We start from the raw sequence: 24,182 nt of genomic DNA on the forward strand, positions 1-24,182 counted from the left end.
TTGCTATTTTTTATTTTTTGATTGTTTTTGCTATTTTTTTCATCAACACAGCCATAACACCCTCTAAAATCAAGGTTTTTACTTTAAAGTTTTCAAAAGCTTTCATATTTTCATCATTTTTCATAAAATTACGTTCCTAGATTCTGTCAATCGTTTGACATTTTTTTCTTTAATTTAGTGTAAAAGACTTGCTTTTTTATAAGGAAACGTTTACTATTAAGATAGTAGAATTTATGGAGGAAATAGAAATGGAATGGACTACTGAACGTCGTTACAGACGTTATGAAGATTGGACACAAGAAGAAATTAAACAAATCAAAGAAAATATGGCTCAGTCTCCATGGCATACAAGCTATCACATCGAACCCAAGCAGGGTCTTTTAAATGATCCAAATGGTTTTTCATATTTCGATGGCAAGTGGGTTGTCTTTTACCAAAACTTTCCCTTTGGTGCAGCTCATGGTTTAAAATCTTGGGTACAACTTGAAAGTGATGATTTAGTTCATTTTTCAGAAACTGGAGTTAAGGTTCTACCTGATACTCCTTTAGATAGCCACGGTGCTTACTCAGGATCTGCTATGCAGTTTGGAGAACAATTATTCCTCTTTTATACTGGAAATGTTCGTGATGAAAATTGGATTCGCCATCCTTACCAGATTGGTGCCTTAGTGGACAAGGATGGAAAGATTAAAAAGATTGATAAAATCTTGATTGATCAGCCTGCTGATGCTACTGACCACTTCCGCGATCCACAGATTTTTAACTTTAAAGGACAATACTACGCTATCGTTGGTGGTCAAGATTTGGACAAAAAAGGATTTGTCCGTCTCTATAAGGCTATCGAAAATGATTATACAAACTGGCAAGAAGTTGGTGATTTGGACTTCAACAATGACCGTACTGCTTATATGATGGAGTGCCCAAATCTAGTCTTTGTCGGAGAACAACCTGTCCTTCTTTACTGCCCACAAGGTTTGGATAAAAAGGTTCTTGACTATGACAATATCTATCCAAACATGTATAAAATCGGCACTTCCTTTGATCCAGAAAATGCTCGTATGGTAGATGTGTCTGAACTACACAACCTCGATTATGGTTTTGAAGCCTATGCCACTCAAGCCTTCAATGCCCCTGATGGACGTGCCCTTGCTGTTAGTTGGCTTGGTTTACCGGATGTGTCTTATCCATCTGATCGTTTTGATCACCAAGGAACCTTCTCATTGGTAAAAGAACTTACCATTAAAGACGGCAAACTCTATCAATACCCTGTAGCAGCTATCAAGGATCTTCGTGCTTCAGAAGAGGAATTTTCAAATCGTTCTGAAACCAAAAATACCTACGAACTTGAGCTTAATATAGAAGCTAATAGCCAAAGTGAAATTGTCCTTCTTGCTGATAAAGACGGCAAGGGGCTATCTATCAATTTTGACCTTGTCAATGGCCAAGTAACCGTTGATCGTAGTCAAGCTGGAGAACAATATGCTCAAGAATTTGGAACTACTCGCTCTTGCTCAGTTACTAATCAAGCAACTACTGTCAATATCTTCATCGACAACTCAGTCTTTGAAATCTTTATCAATAAAGGAGAAAAAGTATTTTCTGGTCGTGTCTTCCCTCACGAAGATCAAAATGGAATCCTCATTAAATCTGGAAACCCAACTGGAACATACTACGAATTAGAATATGGTCGCAAAACTAACTGATGTCGCAGAACTAGCAGGCGTCAGCCCAACTACTGTCTCACGTGTTATTAATAAAAAAGGCTACCTGTCAGAAAAAACTATTCAAAAGGTTAAAGATGCTATGCGTGAGCTGGGCTATAAACCCAACAACCTAGCTCGCAGTCTTCAAGGTAAATCCGCCAAGTTAATCGGTTTGATTTTCCCAAAAATCAGCCATGTTTTCTATGCTGAATTGATTGATAAATTGGAACACGAACTCTTCAAAAAAGGTTACAAGACCATCATCTGTAATAGTGAGCATGATTCAGAAAAAGAACGCGAGTACATCGAAATGCTAGAAGCCAACCAGGTGGACGGCATCATTTCGGGAAGTCACAACCTTGGGATTGAGGATTACAATCGCGTGACGGCTCCAATCATTTCATTTGACCGTAACCTATCACCAGACATACCTGTCGTTTCTTCTGACAACTATGCTGGTGGAGTTCTAGCCGCTCAGACCTTGGCTAAAACTGGAGCCAAATCTATTATCATGATTACAGGAAATGACAATTCCAATTCACCAACTGGACTTCGTCATGCTGGTTTTGCTTCAATCTTGCCAAAGGCTCCTATTATCAATGTTTCCAGTGACTTTTCACCCCTACGCAAGGAAATGGAAATTAAAAATATCCTGACCAAACAAAAACCAGATGCGATTTTCGCCTCTGATGATTTGACTGCTATTTTGGTTATTAAAATTGCTCAGGAGCTTGGTATCTCTGTTCCTGAACAACTAAAAGTTATCGGATATGACGGGACTTATTTTATTGAGAATTTCTACCCTCACCTCACTACCATTAAACAACCCTTGGAAGAGATTGCTCGCCTAACAGTTGATTTGCTCTTACAAAAAATTGAAGGCAAAGAGGTTGCTACTACTGGTTATTTCTTACCAGTTACATTATTGCCAGGAAAAAGTATTTAAGTACAAGAAAACTCAGACCAATTCGTCTGAGTTTTTTATGATCTTAAGTTTTCGAGATAGCGCCGGGCTGTCTCTAGGTTAAAGGTTTTATCCGCGATGAGGCGCTCGACTAGAGGAGCTACCTCGGATTCACTGGCACCTGCGAGGAGTGCCAAGGATTTGGCCTGCAATTTCATGTGTCCTTGCTGGATTCCTGTGCTCACCAAGGCTTTGAGGGCCGCAAAATTTTGGGCAAGCCCGATAGACACGATAATCTGGGCTAATTCTTTGGCAGAAGGATTTCCCAGTAGCTCATGACTGAGGGCTACACGAGGGTTGAGGCCGATAGAACCACCCTTGGTCGCTACAGGCATGGGTAAAGTCATCTCACCGACCAATTCTTCTGTCTCCAAGTCTAGACGCCAAGAGCTGAGACCTTGATAGCGTCCGTCTTGACTGGCAAAAGCATGAGCCCCTGCCTCAATAGCACGCCAGTCATTACCAGTTGCAATCAAAACGGCATCAATACCATTAAAAATCCCTTTATTGTGGGTAGCTGCTCGATAAGGATCAGCTTGCGCAAATTGGCACGCCAAAGCAATTTTCTCTGCAATTTCTCGTCCTTGATCCTTTTGACGGCTCAAATAGCGAAAGGCGATGCGACAACTTGCAGTAACCAAAGAATCGGTCGCGTAGTTAGACAGAATACCCATGAGACTCTGTCCCTGACTGAGTTCTTCTACGACTGGCTTCAAGGCTTCCAGCATGGTATTGAGCATATTTGCTCCCATGGCTTCCTGCGTATCGACATGGAGATAAACAACGAGGAAGTCTGTTTCGCCTTTAATCTGCTCTACATGCAGATCACGCGCCCCACCTCCACGTTTAACGATAGAAGGATAGGCTTGATTGGCAAGTTCTAAGAGCTCCGCTTTCTTGTTAGTAATCTTCTCTTGCGCTTGTTCAGGATCAGCAACTTGATAAAGGGCTACCTGACCGATCATCTGGCGCTGATGTACTTGAGCGGTAAAGCCACCTGCTCGCTTGATGATTTTGCTGGCATAGCTGGCTGCAGCAACTACTGAGGGTTCTTCTGTCACATAGGGAACTGTATAGTCCTGCCCATTCACCAAAAGTTCTGGAATGATAGAATAAGGCAGAGAAAAAGTTCCTACCACATTCTCACTCAGCTGGTCTGCGACAGTCACACTAATTTGTTCATCCTGCTCCAGACTCGCTTGCTTCTCAGGACTAAGGAGCGCCTGAGCTTGCAACAGCTCGAGGCGCTCTTGGTATGATTTTTTAGAAAATCCATTCCAACTTATCTTCATTATTTTTCAACCTTGCTATAACGACGTTGGTGGTCGACAATTTCAACCAAGGCAAACTCTTGATTTTCATAGCCAGCAAACTGGGCTGAGTTTGTTTCATCTAAGTCTACTTCCTCAAAGAAGACTTTTTCATAGTCAGCAACAGACAGGGCAGTTCGTTGGTTGAGCTTGTTCAAGCGGTCTTTATCCAGATAAGCTTCATAACCTTCAACCAATTCACCACTGAAAAACTCAGCCACAGCCCCACTTCCGTAACTATAAAGGGCAATTTTGTCCCCAGCTTTCAAGCTATCTGTATTTTCCAAGAGAGACAAGAGTCCAAGGAAGAGGGATCCTGTGTAGATATTCCCTACCTTCTGACTGTAGAGAATAGACTGGTCAAAATGCTTTTGCAAGAGGTCTTTTTTCTCTTGAGGCAAGTTCTTATCCATGATTTTTTTCAAGCCTTTTAGCGCTAATTTAGGATAAGGCAAGTGGAAGCAAACAGCTGCAAAATCATCCAAAGTAAGCTGGTAGCGTTTTTGGTATTCAAGCCAAGTTGTTTTCAAACTATCCAAATATTGTTGAGTAGAATAGACACCATTTACATAAGGAGTTGTTGAGTAATTTGGACGCCAAAAATCCATGATGTCACGAGTCTGAGCTACATTGTCATTATTAAAGGCCATAATGCGTGGATTTTGTGTAATCAACATTGCCACACTTCCGGCACCCTGAGTTGGTTCTCCTGGAGTTTCAATACCATATTTGGCAATATCACTGGCAATAACCAAAACTTTGGACTCTGGAGAATTTTCCACATGCAATTTGGCATAATGAAGGGCAGCTGTCGCTCCATAGCAGGCTTCTTTAATCTCGAAACTACGAGCAAAGGGCTGGATGCCAAGCAAGCCATGCACAAAGACGGCCGCAGCCTTACTCTGGTCAATTCCTGACTCGGTAGCCACAATGACCATGTCAATTTCTGCTCTCTCTTGCTCAGTTAAAATAGAGTCACTTGCACTAGCCGCCAAGGTCACGATGTCCTCAGTTAGAGGCGCAATACTCAATTCCTTGAGCAAGAGTCCTTTGCTTAATTTTTCAGGGTCAATTCCCCTCGCTTCTGCTAAGTCTTGTAATTTCAAGACATATTGACTGGTTGCAAAACCAATCTTATCAATACCGATTGTCATATTTACCTCTGTTTTATCATTCATGTAAAAAATCGTTCTATACTATTTTATCACAAATGGCAGTAAAAGAGAGAAAAAAGACTTGATTCACCAAATCAAGTCTCTTGTTAGTCTAACGATTTTGCTGTTTTCGTAAGTAGGAATACAGTCTGAGAATCACTGTTCCGCTAGCCATTCCAATGGAAATTACCAGAGCCAACATGACAACTAAGGTTGCACTAGCAATGGCGTGACTGTAATCACCTGTCACAAAAAAGGCTGTTGTCCGATAAGAAAGGTATCCCGGAACCAGGGGTGCCAAAATGGCCAAGATAAAGACCACAGCAGGGGTCTTGTAAAGAATACTTAAAATCTGACTAACACAAGAACCGATAATGGCAGCAATGAAGGTAGCTACAATAACATTGGTTGGTTCCTTAAGCAAGAGATAAATTAGCCAGACAGCCATGCCCAAAATCCCTCCTGGTAAGAGCATAGACCGCTGAACATTGAGTACGATTAAAAAAGTGATGATAGCAAGAAGACTTGCTACTGCTTGTAATAAAAAGGTAGTTAGTGTCATATTAGTTCATCAATACCAAGGCGACAGAAGTTCCTGCCCCTAAAGCAAGGGTAATGAGTAGGGATTCAAACATTTTACTCATACCAGAGTTTATGTGGTTGGTCATAATATCCCGAACCGCATTGGTCAAGGCAATTCCAGGTACAAAAGGCATGACGGCACCAGCTATAATCAAATCTGCTGTTGAAGGAAAGCCCGTGTAGCGAGCCCAAAACTGGGCTATCATCCCAAAGACAAAGGCCCCAGCAAAGGCTGTTACAAAGGGAATTCGGATAAACTTTTCTACATAGAGGGAAAAGGCAAAACCAAATAAGGTAGCCACTCCTGCCCCGAGTGCGTCATAGATATTTCCACTAAACATAATTGAAAAGAAAGGGGCACTAAAGGTCGCAGCCAAAGTTACCTGCAACTTAGTATAGGGAAGGGGTTGGGCTTGCAAAGCCTTCAATTGCTTAAAGGCTGTTTCTAAATCAATCTGCCCCCCAACCAGCTGACGAGAAATCTGGTTCACATCGCAGACTTTTTCGATGTTATAAGAAGAGGAGGTCACGCGCTTCATGCGCGAAATATTGGTATTTTCAATCGAGAAAAAGATGGCAGCAGGCATGGCAAGAACATTGCAATCCACAATCCCCTGCGAATGCGCGATCCGAATCATGGTATCTTCTACACGATGGATTTCTGAACCACTTTTAAGGAGAATGGTCCCAGCTAACATAATCACGTCGATGACCGCATTTAATTCTCTTGATTCTTCCATGCTTTCCTCCTTTTATCAACTCCTTCTATTCTATCACAAATCTGGAGTCAAAAAAAATCTTTGCCATGAAATCATGACAAAGATTCGTCTAATCACGTGAATTTTCATTGTTGCCTTCACTACTTGATGGAGTAGTAGCAGGCGCATTCCCTCGTTGATTTCCTTGTGGGTTCCCCTGACTTGGTGTCGTAGTAGAACCTTGGTTTCCACGTTGGACTGGTGCTGATGATGACGTTGACGGCGGTGTTTTTGGTTTGTAGATTGAAATCTTGACACGCGTCTTAGTCAAATCAACCTTTTCACCCGCTTTTGGACTCTGTTCAACGACTGTACCTTCAGCAGTTCCATCAGGAGCTGTCGACACTTCTACAACTTCAATATTGGCTTCTTTAATACCGACAATTTGAACGAGATTATTTTTAGTAAATTCAAGACTAGATCCTGTATAACTTGGCATGGCAACTCTAGTTACTTTCTTAGCAACGGTTAAGGTAATCGTTGAGGCCTTGCTCAAATCATAGGTTGTTCCGGCAGCTGGACTCTGTCTAAGAACAGTTCCTGCTTCGCTCTCGCTTGATTCTTCTTCCTCAATCTTGATGAGATTTTCAGGAACCTTATTCTGCTTGAGTTCTGCGATAACATCTGTAGATTTACGGCCTATATAATTGCTCAATTGGAAAGATTGCTTGCCTGATGAGACAACCAAATTGATTTTCGTTCCTTCTTTTCGACCAGTTCCAGCGTCAGGATCTGTACGAATAATCCGCCCTTCTTCTACCTTTTCACTAGCCTCTGATTTCTCCTCGCCAATCTCAAAATTGGCTTTCTTGAGGGTTTCCTTGGCTTCCGCAACTGTCTGACCTGCCACATCTGGAATGGCAATGGTTGCAGGAGTTCTGGATAGTATCCAAATAAGAGAAGCTGCCACCAATACAATGCTGGCCAACAAAATCATATAGCGAACTCTAAATTTCCGTTTCTTAACAGGTTTGGTTGCGTAATTGTCTTCCAAAACCTGCTGACTAGGTTTCGCAGCCTGTGGCTTCGGACTTTGTGTTTGCACCTTAGGAATCGAGGTCAATGTACTCTGGGATACCTTTGGTAGTGTCTTGGTGTCCGCCTTAGTAGTATCATTAAATACCAGTTTAGGCTCATTGCGACGATTGTAAGACAAGCTACTGGACAAGTCCACATACATCTCTGCAACTGACTGATAACGATCTGTCAATTTCTTGGCAGTTGCCTTAATAACAACATTCTCCAAAGCCTGAGGCACAGATGGATTCTCATCAATAACTGATGGTAGTGGTTTTTGGAAATGCTGAAGGGCGATGGTCACCGCACTATCCCCGTCATAAGGGATATGGCCTGTCAGCATCTCATAGAAAATAATCCCCATGGCATAGATATCACTCTGTACAGTCGCCTTAGAACCACGCGCCTGCTCTGGTGACAAGTAATGAACCGAGCCCAGCATTGAGTTAGTCTGAGTCAGACTTGTCTCTGCAAAGGCTACTGCAATCCCAAAGTCTGTTACTTTGGCAGTCCCATCTGGTGTCAAGAGGATATTTTGAGGTTTCAAGTCCCGGTGAACAATTCCTCTGGTATGGGCCAAACGCATGGCTAGGAGGATTTGTCCCATGATACGGACGGCTTCTTCATTAGAAAGAGGATAGTGTTCCTTGATATAACGTTTAAGGTCTAGTCCAGCAACATACTCCATTGCAAGATACTGTTGACCGTCTTCCTCACCAATATCTGTAATCCGAACGATATGAGGATGGTCCAAATCCGCCATGGCTCTCGCTTCCCGCTGAAAACGCGCCACAGCAATCGGATCTGTCTGGTAATTGGTCCTCAGGACCTTCACTGCCACTTCTTCCCCGTCTAGAATCAAATCTTTGGCCAAGTAAACATCTGCCATGCCTCCTCGACCAATCTGTTTGATAATTCGATACCGCCCGGCAAAAATCTTGCCGATTTGGATCATTTTGCATCCTCCTCGTTCATAGAAACAAGGGCAACCGTAATGTTGTCTAAACCTCCTGCATTGTTAGCAAAACGCACAAGCGTCGCTGTTTTATCTGCCAAAGGAATATCACTAGTTACAATATCACAAATCTCACTGCCTGAAATCATGTTGGTCAAACCATCACTATTGAGCAAGAGATAGTCACCTGGCTCAAGGGTAATCATTCCAAAATCAGGCTGAATTTCATCTTTTTGACCGATTGACTGGGTAATAATATTTTTCTGTGGATGACTGGCTGCTTCTTCTGGCGTCAATTGACCTGCCTTGAGTAATTCATTGACCAAGGAATGGTCGCTCGTTAACTGGTGGTATTCTTCTCCACGAATCAAACCGATACGAGAATCTCCAATGTGGGCATAGATAGCCTGATTACCAATAATAGCAACAGCTTCTAAAGTTGTTCCCATTCCTTTATAGGCATCATCTTGTCCAAGTTGATGAATCTTTTGATTTTCAATTTCTAGGTAATTGGCGAACCATTCACGCACTTCATTGACTGTATCGATCTGGGTGTCAACCCAAGCTATACCTAGGTCTGTTACCGCCATTTCACTAGCGATATTCCCTGCGCGATGACCTCCCATCCCATCAGCTAAAATAATCATAGTACGTCCAGCTCTATTGACATAGTGGTTGACATAGTCTTGGTTATTTGTTCGTTTCTGACCAACATCTGTTAATAATGAAATTTCCATGTGTCAGTTCCTTCCTAATCCGATATCTTACGAAATTGACTGATGAAGAATCCATCACTTCCATACAATTCAGGTGTGATGAGGATACAGCCATCTTTCATGATATCCTTACATTCATGTTCTAGCTTTACCTGCTCGAACTCAGGATGACTTTCTAAAAACGCCTCAACGACTTGAAAATTCTCCTCTGAGACAATAGTACAGGTACTATAAGTTATTATACCACCTTTGCCTAGTGTTTGACAAACACTACCTAATATTTCTAGCTGAATTTCCTGCAAGGACGCGAAATCTGCCGTTTCTTTATTGTATTTGATGTCTGGTTTTCGGCGCAAAAGACCGATTCCTGAACAGGGAGCATCCACCAAAATCTTATCAAATGAATCCTGACCAAAAAACTCATGTACCTTTCTGGCATCCAATTTTTGCCTTTGAACCCGATCTGCAACTCCCAGACGTTGAGCATTTTCTTGAATCAAGTCCAACTTGTGATCGTAAAGGTCCAAAGCCGTAACCTGACCTGTCGTAAGATAAGAGGCTATATGGGCTGTTTTCCCACCCGGAGCCGCACAAGCATCAAGCACTCGCTCATCTCCCTGCAAATTCAAAGTTGGCGCAACCAGTTGACTAGACTCGTCTTGGATGGTTATAGCCCCTTCTTCAAACAAATCATGGCCTGCAAAGTGCCCCTGCTCCTTAACCAGACCAGAAGGAGACAAGGATGAATCACTGGCCTCCAACAAGGCTTGGATTTCCTCTTTTCGTCCTAGATCTGTTACACGAATGCTGGCCTTGTTACGCACCAAGAGACTTTCAAAAATAGCCTTCGCTCGCTCCTCTCCGTATTCTTCCTTGATTTTGGCAACTAGCCAAACTGGGAGAGAATAGGCAAGGGAATCACGCTTGTTTTTTCGCTTGATGCTGGCAATATCTGGCCAGCCTTCACGCAGAATACGACGAAGGACAGCGTTGACTAATTTTTCACTGCCTTTTTTACGGACTTTGGCCAATTCCACTGCTTCATTGACCACAGCATGGTCTGGAATCTTATCCAAATAGCGAAGTTGGTAGGCACTCATGAGGAGCAGGACATAAAGCCAACTGTCTAACTGGTCTCTGTCCTCAATAAAGTGGGATAGGTACCATTCCAGAGTCAGTTTACGGGCTACCGTTCCATAGACCAGCTCGGTCACCAAGCCCTTGTCTGCTGCTGAAAGTTGACTTCCTTTGAGATGCTTATTTAAGGCGATATTTGAGTATGCTTGATTGATAAAAACATCCTCTAATACCGCTAGGGCTAAACTTCTAGCCGTTTCTACTTTAGTCACCAAATCGTTCTCCTACAGTTAATGTACGGCCAACTCCGTTGAGGAAGGAAGCAATGTCCATCTTAGGCTTACCTGCTGGCTGCACTTGCTTGAGAGACAAAGCTCCTTCTGCCGTTGCGACAATCAATTCTTTCTTGCCGATAGAGAGAATTTCACCTGGATTTCCCTGACCTTCTACTGGTAGGGCTTCATAAATCTTAAAGCGGTCACCCTTAAGAAAAGTATGGGCAACAGGCCAGGGGTTCATCCCACGGATTTGGTTGAAAAGTTGACGATTGCTTTTATTCCAGTCCAATTTTTCTTCCTCTGGTTTGATATTTGGAGAGAAGGTAACTTGGCTTGGTTCCTGCGGTTCAGATTGAATTTCCCCAGCAATATAGGCAGGTAAAGTATCCAAAAGCAAATCACGACCAACTAGCGCCAATTTTTCAAACAAGGTGCCTACATTGTCCTCATCTGTGATAGGGATACTGCGACGGGAAATCATGTCTCCTGCATCCATTTCCCTAACCATTTCCATAATGGTTACACCAGCTTCCTCATCCCCTTGAATCAAGGCATAATGGATAGGCGCACCACCACGGTGTTTAGGAAGAAGAGAGGCATGAACGTTGACCGCAAAGTCCATGCTATCAAGGAATTTACTTGGGAGAAACTGCCCAAATGCAGCAGTCACAATTCCATCTGCTCCTAGCTTCATAAGATCTTCCATCTCTGGACTTCCAGATAGTTTTTCAGGTTGGTAGATAGGAAGACCAGCTTCTTTAGCAGCCTGCTTGACTGGGGTTTCTTGGATCACTTTTTTACGACCAACAGCACGGTCTGGCTGGGTCACAACGGCTAGAATTTCGTAACGATTATCTGTCAAAAGTCCTTTTAATACTGTTGCTGAAAAGTCGGGGGTCCCCATAAAGATTAATTTTGTCATATCTTCTCCTTCTTATAAAAATTGCTGTGGCTCATGGTCAATGCTGAGACGGAGCTCACTATTTTCCCGTTCTTGAGTCAAGGCCAAGACCTGGTTGAGGGTTGGCCCCAGCTCATCTTCTAAACGGTATTTAATCAAAATCTGGTAATGATAGAGGTTGTGGGTACGAGCAATCGGTTTTGGCGTCGGCCCAAGGATGTTACTGGTTTCAGACAAACCTGACCGCAAAATGTTCATGACTTCATAAGCGCGTTTGACCACCTCTTCTTCTTTCTTGTGAGAAAGGGTAATGCCAATCGTAAAATAGTAAGGTGGATAACCAAGTTGTCGTCTGATTCCCATTTCATAGGCATAAAAACCTTCGTAATCCTGATCCTTGGCAAATCGAATAGCATAGTGCTGCGGATTATAGGACTGAATCAAGACCTGACCAGCTTTTTCAGCACGGCCTGCCCGGCCTGCCACCTGAGTCAAGAGCTGGAAGGTTCTCTCAGAAGAACGGAAATCAGGCAAATTCAAGGCTGTATCCGCATTGAGAACTCCGACTAAGGTCACATTTGGAAAATCCAATCCCTTGGCAATCATCTGAGTACCTAGTAAAATATCCGCTTCCCCTCGCCCAAACTGGTCAAGCAAGGCTTGGTGACTGCCTTTCTTTCGAGTCGTATCCACATCCATCCGCAAAATGCGGGCCTGGGGAAAGAGTTCTGCTAGCTCATCATAAGCCTTCTGTGTCCCTGTCCCATAGTAACGAATGCTGTGGCTCTTACAGTTAGGACAGTTCTGAGGAATGTCCTTCGAAAAGCCACAATAATGGCAATTCATGGTCTTGGTATCCATGTGCAAGGTCAAGGAAATGTCACAGTTGGGACAAGTATCCACAGTCCCACACTCTCGACACATGACAAAGCTAGAGTAACCACGGCGATTGAGCATGAGCACCACCTGCTCTTTTTTAGCCAGACGGTCTTGAATGGCTTCTAGCAAAGGGGGCGTAAAGTTTGAGGTCTCATTCTGTCCGATATAATCCCGAAAGTCAATCACTTGGACCTCAGGAATGGTAGCTAAAGGATTGGCACGTTGGGTCAGACGTAAGTGTTGATAGACGCCTTTTCCAGCCCTCGCACGGCTCTCTAAGCTCGGTGTCGCAGACCCAAGCACCAGAGCCGCTTGATTGTACTGAGCCCGTAAAATAGCCACCTCTCTGGCATGGTAACGAGGATTGCTGTCCTGCTTATAAGTCACCTCATGCTCCTCATCGATTATCATGACACCCAGATTTTTCAGCGGAGCAAAGATGGCTGATCTGGCTCCAACCACAACTTGAGCGTCTCCACGCTCAACCTTGCGCCATTCATCATACTTTTCACCATTGGACAGGCCTGAGTGCAGAATGGCCACTTTCTCACCAAATCGAGCTATAAAACGCTCCGTCATCTGTGGAGTCAAGGAAATCTCAGGAACCAGCAAAATAGCTGTCTTACCCTTATCCAAGGCTCCTTGGATTATTTGTAAGTAAACCTCGGTCTTCCCACTTCCTGTAATCCCTTGAAGGAGGAAGGGAGGCTGATGACTGCCAATAGCACTCACAACCGCATCACGCGCCTGTCTTTGCTCTGGATTCAACTCCAAAGGCTGACTTGCCTCAATGCCTTCAAAATAAGCAGCCGAGCGTTGAACTTCCTTTTGGACTATGGTAACAGCACCTTGTTCTACAAAGAAGTTGACTTGCTCTCGCGAGTAGGACTCTAACAAACTAGCCAAGGAAGCACTCTCAGGATGAGACAGCAAGTAATCTCTCAATTCCAACTTTTTCTTGGCGCGTGTAGAAATCTCTACACTTTCTAATTGAGCAAGGTCTACCTCATACCAAGACTGAGTCTTGACCTTCTTCTGATCGACAGCCTGATATTCTAGACCAAGCAAGCCTTTTCTAGTCAAACGCATCATTTCTGCTTGCTTACCTAAATCCAGAGAAGAAAAGGCAAGTGAATCTTCTGAACCAAACAGACGCTCTCGATCTTCCTGATTCAAACCTTCGAGAGGATAGAGAATCTTGTCATACCTGGAGTTCAGAAATCCCGGTAGCATAGCCTTAAGGATAGAGATTTTATAAGAAAAGACGGACTTGCGGAGCTCTTCAGCCAGCCAGAGTTGTTCTTGCGTGAGTACAGGAGAAAAATCCAGTACCTCGACAATATCTTTTAAATCTTGCGCCATCTCTTCTTCATCTGATTGGGACTCCAAATCAAGAACAATTCCTTGAATCAAGCGATTGCCCTTACCAAAGGGCACATGAACCCGCATCCCAACTTCTAGCATTCCCTCAAATTCCTTAGGAATCCTGTAACTATAGGGCTGGTCCGTCTGCATCAAGGGCACATCTACAATAATCTTGGCTATGGCCATCTTCTCACCTCCTCCTTGTCAGTAGATTCTTGCAATAGAAAAAATAAGATTGAGTCCCCCCAACCTTAAATTTTTTCACCATCTTCTTTTTCTTTAGCGATTTGCTCTTTGATTTTCTTTTCTTCTTCTTCTTTGCGGCGTTTTTCTTCTTCGATACGGCGACGCACTGCTTCACGTTTTCCTTCTGGATCTGGGTGAATTGTTACGTTTCCTGATTCGATTTCTTCTAAAGCGCGAAGAGTTGATTTTTCAGATTTGAAACCTTGAGTTGCTGGCGCACCTGCTTCTAATTCGTGGGCACGTTTTGCTTCCAAGATTACGAGTGAATATTTTGATGGAACCTTGTCGAGCAAGGTATCAATAGAGGGTTTTAACATCATTTGCTTGTACCTATTTTCTAAATTTTATCTGGTAGTTGGAGATTTTGGTAACATCTCCTGATAGTGACCAATGACACGATCCACACGGAAGTGTTCTGCTTCAATAACACGTTTGACACGCTCAGCAGCTAGGGGCACCTGATCGTTGACAATCGCATAATCATACTCACGCATAAGGGCAATTTCTTCCTTGGCCTTTTCGATTCGTTGGGCAATCACTTCTGCACTATCTGTTCCACGACCTACCAAACGATCTTGCAATTCATCCAAATCTGGTGGTGTCAGGAAGATAAAGACAGCATCCGGAACCTTTTTCTTGACCTGAAGAGCGCCCTGAACTTCAATTTCAAGGAAAACATCGATTCCCTTGTCCAAGGTTTCATTGACGTAGGTCAGAGGAGTTCCATAGTAGTTGCCGACATATTCTGCGTATTCCAACATCTGTCCTTGACGAATCAGTTCCTCAAACTCTTCACGAGTACGGAAGAAATAATCAACACCGTCCACTTCTCCAGGACGTTGTGCGCGTGTCGTCATCGATACAGAGTATTGAAATTGGTTTTCAGAACTCTCAAAAATCTCTCTTCTAACCGTTCCTTTTCCAACCCCTGAAGGACCAGAAAAAACGATTAGTAAGCCTCGGTCTGCCATTGTGTCTCCTTTTAGTCAGTCTGTGAAAATAAAATAAAATTTTCCTTCAGATAGTAGCATTTTACACAAACTATCCTTCTACAGTCTTTCTATCTAGTGTAACAAAAAAGCAGTAATTTTTCAACTGCTCTTTCTTATTTATTTAGCATAATCTACTGCACGAAGCTCGCGAATCACGGTTACCTTGATATTTCCTGGGTAATCGAGATTATTTTCAATTTTCTCACGAACTTTGTGAGCCAAGATTGTGACTTTGTCGTCCTTGATTTGTCCTGGATTGACCATGATGCGGATTTCACGTCCTGCTTGAAGGGCAAAGCTAGTTTGTACTCCTTCAAAGCCGTTCGCAATTTCTTCCAAATCATGGAGACGCTTGATATAGCTCTCAAGAGACTCACTACGAGCACCTGGACGGGCTGCACTCAAGGCATCTGCCGCAGCGACGATCACTGCAATCACGCTTTCAGCTTCAACATCTCCGTGGTGACTAGCAATCGTATTGACCACAACTGGGTGTTCCTTGTACTTACGAGCCAATTCCATACCGATTTCAACGTGGCTACCTTCAACCTCGCGGTCAATGGCTTTCCCGATATCGTGAAGGAATCCAGCACGACGGGCCAGAGCCGCATTTTCACCAAGCTCGCTGGCCATAATACCAGCCAGCTTAGCAACTTCAATCGAATGGCGCAAGACATTTTGTCCATAAGAGGTACGGAACTGCAAGCGTCCCATAATCTTCATCAAGTCTGGATGAAGGTTTGGCGCACCAATTTCATAGGCAGCAGCTTCACCATATTCACGGATCTTATTGTCAATCTCTTGACGGTTTTTCTCAACCAACTCTTCGATACGAGCTGGGTGGATACGACCATCCTTGAGCAACATTTCCATAGTCATACGGGCAATTTCACGACGAATCGGATCAAATCCTGACAAGGTCACTACTTCTGGTGTATCGTCGATAATCACATCGACCCCTGTCAAACTTTCAAAAGTACGAATGTTACGACCTTCACGACCAATAATGCGTCCCTTCATAGTATCGTCTGGCAGATGAACCGTTGAGTTTGTTGACTCCGCTACATATTCACCAGCGATACGTTGCATAGCTTGAACCAGGATGTCCTTGGCCATTTTGTCAGACCGTTCCTTGACCTCTTGCTCAGCTTCACGAATGCGACTGGCAATCTCCTTGGTCAAGTTTTCCTCTGTCTGTGCCAAGATAATATCTCGTGCTTCTGCCTGAGACAGGGCACCAATACGCTCTAGTTCTGCTTCTTTTTGTCTTTCGACTTCCTCTAATTGCTCTTCACGCGCATCAAGGTTTTTCGCTCTATCAGAAATACTTTGTTCTTTTTGTTCAAGTGTTTGTTCTTTACTCGTCAAATTGTCGTCCTTACGGTCGAGGCTAGTAGCTCTCTCTGTCAAACGACTTTCGATTTGTTTGAGTTCTTGACGTTCTGATTTGAATTCAGCATCCACTTCTTCACGGTATTTTCTGGCTTCTTCTTTGGCCTCCAATAGTGCTTCTTTTTTAAGAGACTTGCTTTCACGTTTAGCTTCATTAACAAGTAAATCCGCTTCACGCTCAGCTTGTCCACGTAAATTAGTTGCTTCTTGTTCAGCATTTAAAAGCATCAACTCCGCAGCTTCCTGAGATGATTTCATCTTAGCTGAGATGCTGACATATCCAATGACTAAACCAATGATGACGGCAAAAACAGCAATCGCAATCGACATGATTTCCATGTTTTTACCTCATTTTATTGTTATTCCGAATGACATACATTCTTTTACATTCTACCATAAAAAAGTGATTTTCACAAACCTAAAATAGAATATGTTTTGGGGAATTTGGAACACATTCACCAAAATAAACTTGTTGTTTAGAAAAGCCTACTTCGCAGTAGACTTAGTTTGTTTCTATTCTAATCGGCACTCTTCCAAAATTCTGCTCTGCTATACTTGACTTTCCAAGTTGGTAAATCTGGTCTGCCTTTTGGGTCATAGTATCCCAAGGCTCTTTGCCAATTCGACTGACTAGATTGACCTGTCCTTTCAGAGATTTAAGATGCTGCCTGCCTTTTTCGGTAAATCCAAGGACATGAATGGCTTCTGGCAAGTCACTTTCTCTAGCTTGCACCAAAATATAGGCCAAGAGGCGTCTGACACGCGCCTTGGTATAGCGTTTGGTAGCAACCACTTCAACCAATTCGTCAACAGACTGAGCCGTCTTGATAGCTTCCTTAATGCGCACAGCCATTTCTTGATTGACCTGATAGATGGTGGTTAGGTCTGGATTTGACAAGATTTGATATCGGAGCAAGGAAAAATAGTCTTCCCAGCTCACCTTACCGGCCTGCTCAAAGAGGGCAACAGAAGGCATAAAGCGTTCTAAGAAATCTTGGTCTGACTGATGCTGGCGCAGAGCTGTCGCCGAGGCAAAGTCCACATCCTTATCCACAGAATGGTAACCAGCGCCCTGACGCTGAATCGGCTGGAGTTTGATGTTGCGTCCCGCAACCGCCTTGGCATAGGCCAAAGCTAGAACATGATTGGGTGTATTGCCAGAAAAATCAAGACCTGCAAATTCCTCCCACATAGCTTGGGTTTTCTGGGGATAAGATAGTGAACCAGGCAGATTTTCCACAAATTTCTCCATCTCAGTACCTTGCTCTGTGTATAAGTCAGATATCTTTTGATAATCCAGAACTTCCTCTGTCCCGAAAGCTAGAGTATCAATGCCCAAGCGAGCCAAGATATCCACAGCTCCTTGACCGAAGAAATCCGCAGCCTGAACACTGACTAAAAAGGGCAATTCCACTACCAGATCCGCTCCATTTTCCAGCGCCATCTGGGCCCGTGTCCACTTGTCAATGATAGCAGGCTCTCCTCGCTGCATAAAATTACCAGACATGGCAACGATTTTCAGTCCCTCAGCCTGATCCAGCAGGTATTTATGCCCATTATGAAAAGGATTAAACTCCGCGATAATACCTGTGATGGTCATAGTGATCTCCTACTTCTGCGCGACAAAAAACCAACGGGTACTTGTCTCTGTCGGCTCCTTGTCCTCAAAGTCTGCATAGAGTTTGAAAGACTTAAATCCAGCCTGTTCCAGCAAAATATCATAGGTCAAGACTTCATAGGTCCGCTCCTCATGCACCTCATCGTGACGACTAAAGGAGCCGTCCGCTTCCTTGACAAAGAAAGTCAGCTCATGCACGATGGAGTGAGGCGCCGCATCCTCATAGGTATCCCAAAGCATGGCAAAATCTTCCGCATTTTCATGGTAGGAATAGCCTGGAAAAACTTCATCTGTCTGGTAGGTCGAATGCACATCAAAGATGAAAACTCCATCTTCATTAAGGGCATTATACACTTCCTTAAAAACATCCCCTACTTCCACCTCATCCTGCATGTAACAGATTGAGTCCGAATAACAAGTAACAAAGTCATATTTACCTGACTTGGACAAATCCAGCATATTGCCTTCCATAAAATCAATCTTTTGCTTGGCTGAAGCAGCTCTCTTCCCAGCAATCTTCAACATATCCCCACTCAAGTCAAGTCCAGTCACATCAAAACCAGCCTGAGAAAAGCGCACCGATTGAATTCCTGTCCCACAAGCCAATTCCAAGAGTTTCTTTCTCTCCTTGGTCTTAGGCAAGTGACGCAGAGAAAAATCCGTCCATTTGTCGTATAAACTATCGTCCATGACTGCATCATAGACCGCCGCAAAGGTTTCATAAGTTGCCATAATCATGATACCAAGAGCCTCCATGGTAAACACCACTCGCTCTTTACCTTTCTATCAATTTTTTCTAAAATAAGCAAAGAAACCCAGTTGACTACAACTGAGTTCATCTTCTAAGCAAGAGCTTCTGAAATATCTACTGAATTCGCCTCATGCCATAGTTTTTCTAGGTTATAGTGGGCACGCATTTCTTCTGAAAAGATATGTACCACCACAGCACCGAGGTCCAGCAAGACCCAGCCTCCAGCTGCATCGCCTTCGACATGACTGCCTTTAAAGCCTGCTTGAGCTACCTTTTCACGGATATTGTCAGCGATAGCGTCCAACTGACGGCTATTCATTGAGCTAGTGATCACAAAGTAGTCCGTCACACTAGTCAAATCTTGTACATCAAGTGCGAGGATATCCTCCGCACGTTTCTCATCAGCCGCTTTCACGACTAGTTCTAGTAATTCTTTTTCGTTCATTTAGTCCTCTTTCAAATAGTGCACAAAGGCGTTATAGGTTTCAAGGGTTTGGGGATAGATGGGAAATCCCTGATGAGCTAGATACTCCACGGTACGAGCTGTTTCGTAGGCCACCGCCTTATTGAGCGATAGCTCAGCAATCTCACGTGCCACATCCACTCCAGGAAATGCCCGATTGTGCTCGATATAGTCTGCGACATAGATAACCTTATCTAAATCGGTCATCTGACCAGCTCCGACTGTATGGATTTCAATGGCTCTCAGGATTTCTGTATCATGCAAATTCAAATCTTCCTGAATCTTGTAGATGCCAACCATACCATGCCAGACATTATTACCCCAGTTTTTGAGGTCAGGGTCTAACTGAAAACGATCAATCAAGTCTAAAAATTCCTGATCTGACAGCTTTTTAGCATAGTCATGAAGGAGCCCTGCTAAGCCTGCTTTCTCGGCATCGACTCCAAAGCGCTGAGCCAGTTCTATGGCTGCACGCTCCACACCCAAGCAATGGGTTAAGCGTTTCTCGGGTAGAAGCTCTGCCATTTTTTCCAACAAAGCCTCGCGAGAGCAATTGATATAGTTTTGGTATGCCATCAGTAAAGCCCCTCCTTCTCGATGTAGTCTAGCACAGGCTGAGGCAGGAGAAAGTTGGGTTTCCGTCCTTGGGCAATGAAGTCACGCACCATGCTGGATGAGATATCCATGAGAGGCACATCCACCCAGATAACTGGGTAAGAAGTTCCAGCCTTGTAGCGTGGGCGCTGAACCCCCACAAACTGAACTATGTCAACCAGTTCATCAATTCGGTACCACTTAGGCAGATAGTCCACCATATCGGCACCGATGATAAAGTAATAATCCGTATCCGGATTCTTCTCTGTCAAAATCTTCATGGTGTCGTAGGTGTAGGAAATACCCTTACGCTCCAACTCGATGGTTTCAATGGCTAGACCTTCGATCCCATCAATCGCCAATTCAAGCATTTTGAGACGATGGTGTTCAGGAATGGTTTCCTTTTTATCAACATGAGGAGGTTGGTATTCAGGCATGAGCAAGACCTGGTCCAGTCCCAACTGTTGCCGCACTTGGTCCGCAACGATCAGATGGGCATTGTGAACAGGGTTAAAATTTCCCCCTAAAATCCCGACTTGTTTGCGTTTTTTCTCCTTGATTTCTGGCTCCAACTCTACCTTAGTAAAAGGGGTCAATAATTCGATTGCCATAGGCTAGTCTCCTTTATTTCTCTGTAAAAACAGTTATTTGGAGTATAGTTTTTAGATTTCTTTGACTTTTTTAGAAATCTTGCGATTTTCTTTCTTGCTGGATTGTTTAAACAAAATCAAGATTCGTCCGATTTTTTGGACTGTATCCACACCGATTTCTTCTTCCAAGATTTCAGCTACTTCGTGGATATTTTCATCTGTGTTTTGCAAAAGAGTAACCTTGACCAATTCGCGTGCATCAAGTGCTTGACGAACACTGGTTTTGATTTGGTCGTTCAGTCCATTTTTCCCAATTTGGATGATGGGTTTAAGAGTGTGTGCCTGACTGTTAAGGAAGGCACGTTGTTTTGATGTTAATGACATAATATTCTTCCTTGTTTTTTGATAGTTATTTTAGGTGGTGAGGGACGGTCGGAACTAATTTTCCAAAGATCTCATCTTTGAAAAATGGATTTCCTGACCTCACAATTGAGCCTTGGTCTCAATTGTGCCCCTTGCCAATCTATCGATTGGCAAGACACCACGGCAATAACTATCTTTTTATGAGCTCACTTTGTTCGCTCAGTGATTTTATTTTAAATAATTGCTTTTCGTGTGACGACGGCGACGCCTTCTGGTGCCCAGACGGCGACTTTGGCAGTGCCTGTTACACGGATCCACCCTAGGCCTGAGATGACTAGATCTGTCTTGTCCTTGATGGTAAATACATGCTCAACCAGTTTAGGAAAATCTTCTTTTTCCTTGCTATTTGGTGGGGTTAAAAGGGTTCCGAGATGCTTGTCGTAAAAGGCACTAGCGCCTTCAAGTTTGGTACGATGGAGTTTCAATTCGTTGTCAAAGAAGGCAGTAAAACCTTGCTTTTCTCCTGCAATAAAGTCAAAGCGTCCGAGACCTCCTAAAAACAGGGTTTGTTCAGGATTGAGCTGATAGGTTTTAGGCTTGATTTCCTTTTTAGGGCTGACATACTTGAGATTTTTGGCCGTCAAGTAGTGGGCCATTTGGTGACGGTGGATGATTCCTGGCGTATCGTAAATATAAGATCCGTCGTCAAGCGGAATCTCAATCTTGTCCAAGGTTGTCCCTGGGAAGCGCGAAGTAGTGATGACATTTTGGTCACCTGTGATTTCTTGGATAATGGCATTAATTAGAGTTGATTTTCCAACGTTGGTCACACCGACCACATAGACATCGCGTCCCTTACGGTAATGTTCAATCTTGTCAATGACTTCCTTAATGGCATGTTTGTTTTGAGCTGAAGTTAGGACGACATCAACAGGACGAAGCCCTTCTTCATGGGCACGTTCCATCAGCCACTGGCCAATCTTTCCTGGTTTAACTGACTTAGGCAGGATATCTTTTTTATTTCCCACCAAAAGGACATCATTGCCCGATACAAAACGTGGCAAACCTGGGATAACAGAGCCATTAAAATCAAAGATATCAATGACATTGACCACTAAAGCATCACTGTCTCCCACCTCATGCAAGAGCTTGAGGAAATCATCGTCTGTCAACTGGACATCCGTGATTTCATTGTAGTGGCGGAGACGGAAACAGCGTTGGCAATAGACTTCGCCAGTCTCCAAGCCTTTTTCGAGTGCCGACTGGGGGGTAAAACCAAGACCAGCCTTGTCTGTCGTCTGAATGGTTGCTCCACAACCAATACAGAGAATTTCTTCCATAGTTAAATTCCTTTTTTATATGTAATCGGTCCGTACTTTTCAGTGATTTTTCTCATCACACGGCGCTCACGAGCTCGGTTAATCTGCGTTTTGATCGAGTCATGTTGGACTAAGGGCTTAACCAAGATTGAGCGGATGCCTGCACGGTGGGCTGCTCGTATATCTGTCATGAGCTGGTCGCCTACCATGACCACTTCGTTTTTCTCATAGTGGAATTCCTTCATGGCACGGTCAATCCCAAACGTGAAGGGCTTTAAGGCCCAATAAACGTAGTCAATCCCAAATTTCTCAACTGCTCGTTGGACGCGTTTTTTAGTGTTATTTGATACCACAATGATGCGAATGCCCGCGTCCCGAAGATCATGTAGCCATTGCTTCATCTCTGGCGTCCCGTCAGGGTTGTTCCAAGCAATGAGGGTATTGTCCAAATCGACCAAAACAGCCTTGATTCCATGCGCCTGCAGGCTTGGGACTGTCAGATCATAGACTGCTTCCACAGCAAAGTCTGGCATGTAGTTTTCAATCACCATTTTGGCTCCTTTTCTTTTATTTTCTAGTAATTTTCTTCAGCCATTGAGATAAGGCCACCCATAAAATCAAGCTAGTCATTAAGATATAAATCCAAGCATTTGGCTCTTCTGTAAATGGTAGAGGAACATTCATTCCGAAGAAACCTGTAATAACCGCAAGTACTGCTAGTAAGACGGAGATAATAGTCAAAATTGACAAACTATCATTCAAGTTATTGTTTAGGATGTTGTTGTAAGAAGCTGAGAGTTGTTGCAAGACTTGAGAAATCAAGTCTGTCATAGACACCAACTGATGGGCTTCAATCATGGCATCATCAAACTGCTCTCGTTCGACATCATTAAATCTCCGATAAAGAGCATGGCCCTGGATATGTTCCAAGAGGAGTCGATTTTGTTTTGCTGCTGCTGTCAAGTAAACCATACCAGTCTCCAAGTCAGAGAGGGCGAAGAGATTTTTCTTTGTTGTAGTTTGACGTAGCAAGGCACTAATTTCGTCCTTACTTTTATCCATCTCTTCAATGACAGGATAATAAGCGTTACTGATAATCTCTAAACCAGCAAAGAGAAACTTGTAAATAGAAAGCGACTCATGGCTATCCAGATAAGCTGACATCTGATCAATGACATAAGCATTCTTATGGTTGCTGATGGTAATCATTCGTTGTCTTTCGACGATAAAGGTCATGGGAATCGCTTCATAATATTCTTTGTCTTTTTCTAAATCAAGAACATTATAAATAAAGGTTACCGTCTCCGTTTCACGGTTATAATCCATATGAGCTCGTTCATTTCTATCCAGAGCATACTCAATGGTTTCCTTGTCCAATCCATAGATGTCAGAAAGATCTTCCATATTTTTAATCTTATCCACATCAAGGTCTATCCAGGTACAACCATTGCCCAACTGCTTTTCTAAAAACATCTTCTCTCCTTTACCAAACTCTTTCTATTGTACCATAAATCTGCTAAAATTTCAGGCCTAGTCTGTCCGAGAGAAATTGCTGACAACGGTGATATTACGATTGGGAACGAAATGCAGAACCTGATCTTCTCCTCTGAGTTGCGTTGTTCGAATACCTACACTGACAACCTTACCCGATACAGTAATAGGACCATTTGTCAGAACGACCTCATCTCCCACATCTAGTTGACGTTCAAAAAGGATGAAAAAGCCATTGATGACATCAGACAGAAAACCTTGGGCTCCCATACCAATAGCCACCCCAGCAATCCCAGCACCTGCCAGCAAACTAGAAACTGGCAAACCTAAAATAGACAAGATACAGTAAAGTAAAAAGAAATAAAGGGTATAATTAAACACATTCTCTAATAAACGTGAAATAGTTTTCTGACGCCCGACATCATGACGAGACATTTTTAGAGAAGGTTTGACAATTCTCTGCACCATGGTATGGAGCAATTTTTTAGCTATATAAAAGATCAAAAATAAGAATAAAAGAGAAAGTAGCTTGGTTAAGATATTCTCGATAATCGCTGTAATATCAAGCTTATTGAGATAGGTTTGAATAAATTCTTGCATAGAAAACTCCTTTCATTTATTATACCATACTTTCATAAAGTGTCAGTCTCCATAAATTTTCAAAAATAATAACAAAAATAGACAGAAAATTCTTGATTTTACCT

General features: G+C 43.2%; 24 protein-coding genes. 2 read left to right on the forward strand and 22 right to left on the reverse strand.

All coding sequences use genetic code 11. The features are described 5' to 3' along the window. Positions 1-248 precede the first annotated feature (248 nt). Together FJR73_RS04315 and FJR73_RS04320 are read left to right on the forward strand one after the other, a co-directional pair. Positions 249-1,703: a sucrose-6-phosphate hydrolase gene (locus FJR73_RS04315; RefSeq protein ID WP_140833536.1), complete on the forward strand. Its 1,455-nt coding sequence runs from the start codon at positions 249-251 to the stop codon at positions 1,701-1,703. Further along, on the forward strand, positions 1,684-2,649 hold the full coding sequence (locus FJR73_RS04320; protein WP_140833538.1) for a LacI family DNA-binding transcriptional regulator: 966 nt from the start codon (positions 1,684-1,686) through the stop codon (positions 2,647-2,649). The genes FJR73_RS04315 and FJR73_RS04320 overlap by 20 nt, the downstream gene beginning before the upstream one ends. Positions 2,650-2,684: 35 nt before the next feature. On the opposite strand, the gene FJR73_RS04325 is transcribed toward FJR73_RS04320, so the two are convergent. The 22 genes from FJR73_RS04325 to FJR73_RS04430 all read right to left on the reverse strand — a co-directional run bounded on the left by FJR73_RS04325 (position 2,685) and on the right by FJR73_RS04430 (position 24,078). Beyond that, positions 2,685-3,959, reverse strand: coding sequence for a hydroxymethylglutaryl-CoA reductase, degradative (locus FJR73_RS04325; protein ID WP_140833540.1), 1,275 nt, complete (start codon positions 3,957-3,959; stop codon positions 2,685-2,687). Then, the gene (locus tag FJR73_RS04330) at positions 3,959-5,131 is read right to left on the reverse strand and encodes a hydroxymethylglutaryl-CoA synthase (RefSeq protein WP_181146604.1); all 1,173 of its coding nucleotides are present in this window, start codon (positions 5,129-5,131) and stop codon (positions 3,959-3,961) included. Before FJR73_RS04330 ends, FJR73_RS04325 begins: the two co-directional genes overlap by 1 nt. A gap of 112 nt (positions 5,132-5,243) precedes the next feature. Next, positions 5,244-5,693, reverse strand: a complete 450-nt coding sequence (locus FJR73_RS04335) for a threonine/serine exporter family protein (protein WP_025171133.1) — start codon at positions 5,691-5,693, stop codon at positions 5,244-5,246. 1 nt (position 5,694) lies between these two features. Continuing rightward, on the reverse strand, positions 5,695-6,453 hold the full coding sequence (locus FJR73_RS04340; RefSeq protein ID WP_020903004.1) for a threonine/serine exporter family protein: 759 nt from the start codon (positions 6,451-6,453) through the stop codon (positions 5,695-5,697). Between the two features lie 88 nt (positions 6,454-6,541). Then, on the reverse strand, positions 6,542-8,443 hold the full coding sequence (pknB, locus tag FJR73_RS04345; protein ID WP_140833543.1) for a Stk1 family PASTA domain-containing Ser/Thr kinase: 1,902 nt from the start codon (positions 8,441-8,443) through the stop codon (positions 6,542-6,544). Further along, positions 8,440-9,180, reverse strand: a complete 741-nt coding sequence (locus tag FJR73_RS04350; protein ID WP_033680614.1) for a Stp1/IreP family PP2C-type Ser/Thr phosphatase — start codon at positions 9,178-9,180, stop codon at positions 8,440-8,442. Before FJR73_RS04350 ends, pknB begins: the two co-directional genes overlap by 4 nt. Positions 9,181-9,194: 14 nt before the next feature. Then, positions 9,195-10,508: a 16S rRNA (cytosine(967)-C(5))-methyltransferase RsmB gene (gene rsmB, locus FJR73_RS04355; RefSeq protein ID WP_181146602.1), complete on the reverse strand. Its 1,314-nt coding sequence runs from the start codon at positions 10,506-10,508 to the stop codon at positions 9,195-9,197. Further along, complete coding sequence (gene fmt, locus FJR73_RS04360; protein ID WP_140833547.1) at positions 10,501-11,436, reverse strand: methionyl-tRNA formyltransferase; 936 nt, start codon at positions 11,434-11,436, stop codon at positions 10,501-10,503. The genes rsmB and fmt overlap by 8 nt, the downstream gene beginning before the upstream one ends. A gap of 12 nt (positions 11,437-11,448) precedes the next feature. Beyond that, positions 11,449-13,845 carry a primosomal protein N' gene (locus tag FJR73_RS04365; RefSeq protein ID WP_140833548.1) on the reverse strand — a complete coding sequence of 799 codons (2,397 nt, stop codon included), beginning with the start codon at positions 13,843-13,845 and terminating at the stop codon, positions 11,449-11,451. Positions 13,846-13,910: 65 nt separating this feature from the next. After that, positions 13,911-14,225 (reverse strand): DNA-directed RNA polymerase subunit omega, encoded by a 315-nt coding sequence (gene rpoZ / locus FJR73_RS04370; RefSeq protein ID WP_000979235.1) that lies wholly within the window; start codon positions 14,223-14,225, stop codon positions 13,911-13,913. A gap of 24 nt (positions 14,226-14,249) precedes the next feature. Continuing rightward, positions 14,250-14,876 carry a guanylate kinase gene (gmk, locus tag FJR73_RS04375; protein ID WP_000775041.1) on the reverse strand — a complete coding sequence of 209 codons (627 nt, stop codon included), beginning with the start codon at positions 14,874-14,876 and terminating at the stop codon, positions 14,250-14,252. A 138-nt stretch (positions 14,877-15,014) separates the two neighbouring features. Next, the gene (locus tag FJR73_RS04380; protein ID WP_033678004.1) at positions 15,015-16,628 is read right to left on the reverse strand and encodes a ribonuclease Y; all 1,614 of its coding nucleotides are present in this window, start codon (positions 16,626-16,628) and stop codon (positions 15,015-15,017) included. Between the two features lie 163 nt (positions 16,629-16,791). Further along, positions 16,792-17,889 (reverse strand): nucleotidyltransferase, encoded by a 1,098-nt coding sequence (locus tag FJR73_RS04385; protein ID WP_140833550.1) that lies wholly within the window; start codon positions 17,887-17,889, stop codon positions 16,792-16,794. 9 nt (positions 17,890-17,898) lie between these two features. After that, positions 17,899-18,639 carry a class I SAM-dependent methyltransferase gene (locus FJR73_RS04390; protein ID WP_308851418.1) on the reverse strand — a complete coding sequence of 247 codons (741 nt, stop codon included), beginning with the start codon at positions 18,637-18,639 and terminating at the stop codon, positions 17,899-17,901. A gap of 110 nt (positions 18,640-18,749) precedes the next feature. Next, on the reverse strand, positions 18,750-19,103 hold the full coding sequence (rsfS, locus tag FJR73_RS04395) for a ribosome silencing factor (RefSeq protein ID WP_119920127.1): 354 nt from the start codon (positions 19,101-19,103) through the stop codon (positions 18,750-18,752). After that, a complete protein-coding gene (yqeK, locus tag FJR73_RS04400; protein ID WP_140833551.1) occupies positions 19,104-19,697 on the reverse strand; it encodes a bis(5'-nucleosyl)-tetraphosphatase (symmetrical) YqeK in 594 nt (197 codons plus the stop codon). After that, positions 19,697-20,326 (reverse strand): nicotinate-nucleotide adenylyltransferase, encoded by a 630-nt coding sequence (locus FJR73_RS04405; RefSeq protein ID WP_140833552.1) that lies wholly within the window; start codon positions 20,324-20,326, stop codon positions 19,697-19,699. The genes yqeK and FJR73_RS04405 overlap by 1 nt, the downstream gene beginning before the upstream one ends. A 51-nt stretch (positions 20,327-20,377) precedes the next feature. Then, the gene (gene yhbY / locus FJR73_RS04410; protein ID WP_140833554.1) at positions 20,378-20,689 is read right to left on the reverse strand and encodes a ribosome assembly RNA-binding protein YhbY; all 312 of its coding nucleotides are present in this window, start codon (positions 20,687-20,689) and stop codon (positions 20,378-20,380) included. Between the two features lie 212 nt (positions 20,690-20,901). After that, on the reverse strand, positions 20,902-22,008 hold the full coding sequence (yqeH, locus tag FJR73_RS04415; protein WP_140833555.1) for a ribosome biogenesis GTPase YqeH: 1,107 nt from the start codon (positions 22,006-22,008) through the stop codon (positions 20,902-20,904). 2 nt (positions 22,009-22,010) lie between these two features. Then, positions 22,011-22,538 carry a YqeG family HAD IIIA-type phosphatase gene (locus FJR73_RS04420; protein WP_140833557.1) on the reverse strand — a complete coding sequence of 176 codons (528 nt, stop codon included), beginning with the start codon at positions 22,536-22,538 and terminating at the stop codon, positions 22,011-22,013. A 16-nt stretch (positions 22,539-22,554) separates the two neighbouring features. Then, positions 22,555-23,460: a magnesium transporter CorA family protein gene (locus FJR73_RS04425; RefSeq protein WP_000478239.1), complete on the reverse strand. Its 906-nt coding sequence runs from the start codon at positions 23,458-23,460 to the stop codon at positions 22,555-22,557. Between the two features lie 57 nt (positions 23,461-23,517). Then, positions 23,518-24,078: a mechanosensitive ion channel family protein gene (locus FJR73_RS04430; protein ID WP_033689236.1), complete on the reverse strand. Its 561-nt coding sequence runs from the start codon at positions 24,076-24,078 to the stop codon at positions 23,518-23,520. Between the last annotated feature and the right edge of the window lie 104 nt (positions 24,079-24,182).

It is taken from the genome of Streptococcus sp. D2 (genome assembly GCF_006385825.1).
GTDB classification, from domain to species: Bacteria; Bacillota; Bacilli; order Lactobacillales; family Streptococcaceae; genus Streptococcus; species Streptococcus shenyangsis.

Coding starts and splice junctions, on each gene's coding strand:
- FJR73_RS04350 (WP_033680614.1), bottom strand. CDS start 9,180: ATGGAAATTTCATTATTAACAGATGTTGGTCAGAAACGAACAAATAAC.
- FJR73_RS04430 (WP_033689236.1), bottom strand. CDS start 24,078: ATGCAAGAATTTATTCAAACCTATCTCAATAAGCTTGATATTACAGCG.
- yqeK (WP_140833551.1), bottom strand. CDS start 19,697: ATGGCATACCAAAACTATATCAATTGCTCTCGCGAGGCTTTGTTGGAA.
- FJR73_RS04380 (WP_033678004.1), bottom strand. CDS start 16,628: ATGGAAATCATGTCGATTGCGATTGCTGTTTTTGCCGTCATCATTGGT.
- pknB (WP_140833543.1), bottom strand. CDS start 8,443: ATGATCCAAATCGGCAAGATTTTTGCCGGGCGGTATCGAATTATCAAA.
- FJR73_RS04425 (WP_000478239.1), bottom strand. CDS start 23,460: ATGTTTTTAGAAAAGCAGTTGGGCAATGGTTGTACCTGGATAGACCTT.
- FJR73_RS04365 (WP_140833548.1), bottom strand. CDS start 13,845: ATGGCCATAGCCAAGATTATTGTAGATGTGCCCTTGATGCAGACGGAC.
- FJR73_RS04315 (WP_140833536.1), top strand. CDS start 249: ATGGAATGGACTACTGAACGTCGTTACAGACGTTATGAAGATTGGACA.
- FJR73_RS04390 (WP_308851418.1), bottom strand. CDS start 18,639: ATGGCAACTTATGAAACCTTTGCGGCGGTCTATGATGCAGTCATGGAC.
- FJR73_RS04420 (WP_140833557.1), bottom strand. CDS start 22,538: ATGGTGATTGAAAACTACATGCCAGACTTTGCTGTGGAAGCAGTCTAT.
- yhbY (WP_140833554.1), bottom strand. CDS start 20,689: ATGTCATTAACATCAAAACAACGTGCCTTCCTTAACAGTCAGGCACAC.
- FJR73_RS04335 (WP_025171133.1), bottom strand. CDS start 5,693: ATGACACTAACTACCTTTTTATTACAAGCAGTAGCAAGTCTTCTTGCT.
- FJR73_RS04405 (WP_140833552.1), bottom strand. CDS start 20,326: ATGGCAATCGAATTATTGACCCCTTTTACTAAGGTAGAGTTGGAGCCA.
- FJR73_RS04320 (WP_140833538.1), top strand. CDS start 1,684: ATGGTCGCAAAACTAACTGATGTCGCAGAACTAGCAGGCGTCAGCCCA.
- FJR73_RS04340 (WP_020903004.1), bottom strand. CDS start 6,453: ATGGAAGAATCAAGAGAATTAAATGCGGTCATCGACGTGATTATGTTA.
- FJR73_RS04325 (WP_140833540.1), bottom strand. CDS start 3,959: ATGAAGATAAGTTGGAATGGATTTTCTAAAAAATCATACCAAGAGCGC.
- rpoZ (WP_000979235.1), bottom strand. CDS start 14,225: ATGATGTTAAAACCCTCTATTGATACCTTGCTCGACAAGGTTCCATCA.
- FJR73_RS04330 (WP_181146604.1), bottom strand. CDS start 5,131: ATGACAATCGGTATTGATAAGATTGGTTTTGCAACCAGTCAATATGTC.
- FJR73_RS04385 (WP_140833550.1), bottom strand. CDS start 17,889: ATGACCATCACAGGTATTATCGCGGAGTTTAATCCTTTTCATAATGGG.
- rsfS (WP_119920127.1), bottom strand. CDS start 19,103: ATGAACGAAAAAGAATTACTAGAACTAGTCGTGAAAGCGGCTGATGAG.
- yqeH (WP_140833555.1), bottom strand. CDS start 22,008: ATGGAAGAAATTCTCTGTATTGGTTGTGGAGCAACCATTCAGACGACA.
- fmt (WP_140833547.1), bottom strand. CDS start 11,436: ATGACAAAATTAATCTTTATGGGGACCCCCGACTTTTCAGCAACAGTA.
- gmk (WP_000775041.1), bottom strand. CDS start 14,876: ATGGCAGACCGAGGCTTACTAATCGTTTTTTCTGGTCCTTCAGGGGTT.